Below are 3,110 nucleotides of genomic sequence, written 5' to 3' on the forward strand. Positions count from 1 at the left end.
GCGCCGGCGCGCCCGCAACGTCGTGCTCACCCGCAGCGAGGAGGGGTCGGCGCCGGCGGCCCGCCGGGGTGGCCGAGGCCGGGAGCGGCCGGCGGCGCGGCCAGCACCCGCCGGCCAGGCCGCCGAGGGCGCGGACTCTTCCGGGGCCGAGCAGGGCGTCCAGGTGGTGCAGCGGCGGGTCGGGGTCAAGGTGGGCCGCAACGACCCGTGCCCGTGCGGCAGCGGCAAGAAGTACAAGCACTGCCACGGCCGCAACCAGTAATCACGCCGGTGTGGGGGGTAAGAGGCGTCGTGGGACAAGGCAAGCCCGACATCATCGAGTGGGGCCCGCTCGGCGGGCGCATTGAAGAGGCGAAGCGCCGGGCGGCCGAATTGAGGGAGTTTCTTTGACATCGCCAACAAGCGCGAGCGCGCGGCCGCGCTCGAAGAGCAGATGGCCCGGCCGGGCTTCTGGAACGAAGGGGAGCGGGCGCGTTCTCTGATCGAGGAGCTGCGCCAGCTGCGCCGCACGCTCGAATCCTACGAGATCGTGGCACGCCAGGTGGAGGACCTGGCCGTTTTATTTGAACTGGCCAGCGCCGAGGCAAAAGAGGCCGGGAAAGCCGGTGAGCCGGTCTCCCAGTCCGGCATGGGGCGGGAGCTGCTGGAGGAACTGGAGAGGGTCGAGGCCGCGCTTCACCGGCTCGAAATCGAGACCCTCCTGAGCGGCCCGTACGACCGGCACGACGCCATCCTCTCCATCCACCCGGGGGCCGGCGGCACCGAGTCGCAGGACTGGGCGCAGATGCTGCTGCGGATGTACCGGCGGTGGGCGGAGGAGGGCGGCTTCAAGGTCGAGGTGCTGGATCTGCTGCCGGGTGACGAGGCAGGCATCAAGAGCGTCACCCTGGCTGTGAAGGGGCCCAACGCGTACGGGTACTTGCGGGCCGAAAAGGGCGTTCACCGGCTCGTGCGGATCTCGCCCTTCGACGCATCGGGGCGGCGCCATACTTCGTTCTCCTCGGTAGACGTGCTGCCGGATCTGCCCACCGACATGGCCGTGGATATCAACCCGGAGGAGCTCAAGATCGAGACCTTCCGAGCTGGCGGGCACGGCGGCCAGTACGTCAACAAGACGGAGTCGGCAGTGCGCATCACGCACCTGCCCACCGGCATAGTGGTCTCCTGCCAGAGCGAACGCTCCCAGCTCCAGAACCGGGAGGCGGCGCTGCGGATTCTCAAGGCCCGGCTCCTGGAGCGGAAGATGGCCGAGCAGCGGGAGAAGATCGAGGAACTGCGAGGCGAGCAGGGCGAGATCGCCTGGGGCAACCAGATCCGGTCGTACGTCTTCCAGCCCTATACCATGGTGAAGGACCACCGGACGGATTACGAGACCGCCGACGTGCAGGCGGTGATGGACGGCGAACTGCAGCCGTTCATCGAGGCATACCTGCGCTGGCAGGCCGCCGGAGCGCCCGCCCGGCGATGACGAGGGGGGCAGGCCGGGCCCGGTTGGGGTTCAGGCCGTCACTCCTGATCCTGGCGGGCGTGGCGCTTCTTGCGTCCGGCGCGGCGGTCTCAGCGTGGAGTTCGTCGCTGCCCGCAAAGGCCGCGCACAGCATCCGCCAGGCGCTCCTGGCCAGGGTGGATCAGGCAGGCTCCCTGGATGTGCGGGTAGTGACCCGCCCGGCCCTCGGGCTCTTGCGGGGCCGCGTTGACCGTTTGGAGGTGACGGGCCAGGGACTGCGGGTGGGGCAGATCGTGGCCGACCGCTTCAGCCTCTACGGCGAGGGGCTCCAGGTCGACCTGGCGGCGAGCGCCAGCACCGGGCGGCTTGCCATCTCTTCAGCCCGCCAGCTCACGCTGGAGCTGGTCATGAGCGAGCAGTCGCTCAACCGCTACCTGCAGGCAACGAATGAACTGGCGCGGCTCCTGTACGTCAAGCTTCTGCCCGAGGGGCCGCGGCTTCTGCTTGAAGCGCAGGTGCAGGACCAGGTGGTGCGCTTCGGCCTTGACGGGCGGCTGACCGTGGAAAGCGGCAACGTGGTGGTGCTGGTGCCCGACCGGCTCTCCATCGAGCAGGACGGAGCGCTGGCGCTGCAGTTGAGCTTGAGCGGCGCGGACACCGTCCTGCGGGTCGAACTGGGAGATCTTCCCGTCCCGGTGGTGATCAGCGGGGTCGAGACCGGTGACGGCGAACTTCACATCTTTGGGAGCTACAGGCAGGCACCTTGAGCGCATGGCAAAGGCAGGCGCAAAGCTCGGTTGACGGGCGTGAATAGCTGGCGAACAGCCTGGCTCGGCGGGGCGGTACTTTTATCGGCGGGACTGGCGGCGTCCGCCGCGGTGCTGGTACCGCGCGTTGGCTTTGAGTCCGGGCCCCCTGGCCCCGTCGAACTCACCATGGACTGGCAGGCGCTGGACGGCGCGGCTCGGGAGTGGCGAGCCGGCGCTGCCGACGTGCTGAAGGCGCTGGCGGAGGCGGGGCTGACGTCGCTGGCCGTCCCCGAGCAGACGGTGGGCGGGCTCGTGGCGGAGGGAAAGGCGCTGGCCGTCAGCCCGCAGCAGGCTGCCCTTCTGGGCCGCTACCTGCCGGCCCTGGCCGGGCTGGGGAAGGCAGCGCCTGATGCTGGCACCTGGCTGCTGCTTCCCGGGCAGGATCCGAAGCTGGTACCGGCGGCCATGCCCGGGGCGCTGGATTTCGGCGTGGGGATGCCGGAGGAGGCGCTGGCCGCGGCGCGGGAGGCGGGCCTGCCGGTTCTGCTGCGGTACGGGGATCGAAAGCGCCTGGGGCCGGTGGCCGCAGCGGCCGATGCCGGAGGTCTTCCGGCCAGCCGGATCGTCATCTTCGAGGGGCCGAAGGTGCCCGATCCGGGCCTGGTCGAGGAGCCGCTGCGCGACGCCGGCTACGCCCTCGGGCTGGTGGAGTTTGCGTCCCAGCGGGGGGCCGGGGGGCTGGCCCGCCGGCTGGGCCTGGCTGCCGTCCCGGTTCACAGCATGAAGGCTGAGGAGATCGCTGCATCGGGCGTAGCTGCGTCGGCGGCCCGCTACATGCGGGCCGTCAAGGAACGAGGCGTGCGGGTGCTCTACCTGCGGCCGGCTCCGACGCAGGAGCAGACGGTGCAGCTGGT

General features: G+C 70.4%; 4 protein-coding genes. All 4 read left to right on the forward strand.

The features are described from left to right. On the forward strand, positions 1-262 hold a 262-nt coding region (locus AB1609_19365; protein MEW6048602.1), incomplete at its 5' end, for an SEC-C metal-binding domain-containing protein. A gap of 110 nt (positions 263-372) precedes the next feature. Continuing rightward, positions 373-1,468, forward strand: a protein-coding gene (gene prfB / locus AB1609_19370; protein MEW6048603.1) for a peptide chain release factor 2 whose coding sequence is annotated in 2 segments (ribosomal slippage) — positions 373-387 and positions 389-1,468 — 1,095 coding nt in all. Because the reading frame shifts where the segments join, the coding sequence is not laid out codon by codon here. Then, a complete protein-coding gene (locus AB1609_19375) occupies positions 1,465-2,214 on the forward strand; it encodes a DUF2993 domain-containing protein (protein MEW6048604.1) in 750 nt (249 codons plus the stop codon). Before prfB ends, AB1609_19375 begins: the two co-directional genes overlap by 4 nt. Before the next feature lie 39 nt (positions 2,215-2,253). Continuing rightward, positions 2,254-3,110: DUF5693 family protein (locus tag AB1609_19380; GenBank protein ID MEW6048605.1), on the forward strand; the 857-nt coding region annotated here is incomplete at its 3' end.

The sequence above is a fragment of the Bacillota bacterium genome (genome assembly GCA_040754675.1).
Classification (GTDB): Bacteria; Bacillota; Limnochordia; order Limnochordales; family Geochordaceae; genus Geochorda.

What these genes read in the sequence shown, in the direction of transcription:
- AB1609_19375 (MEW6048604.1), top strand. Translation starts at nt 1,465, where the DNA reads ATGACGAGGGGGGCAGGCCGGGCCCGGTTGGGGTTCAGGCCGTCACTC.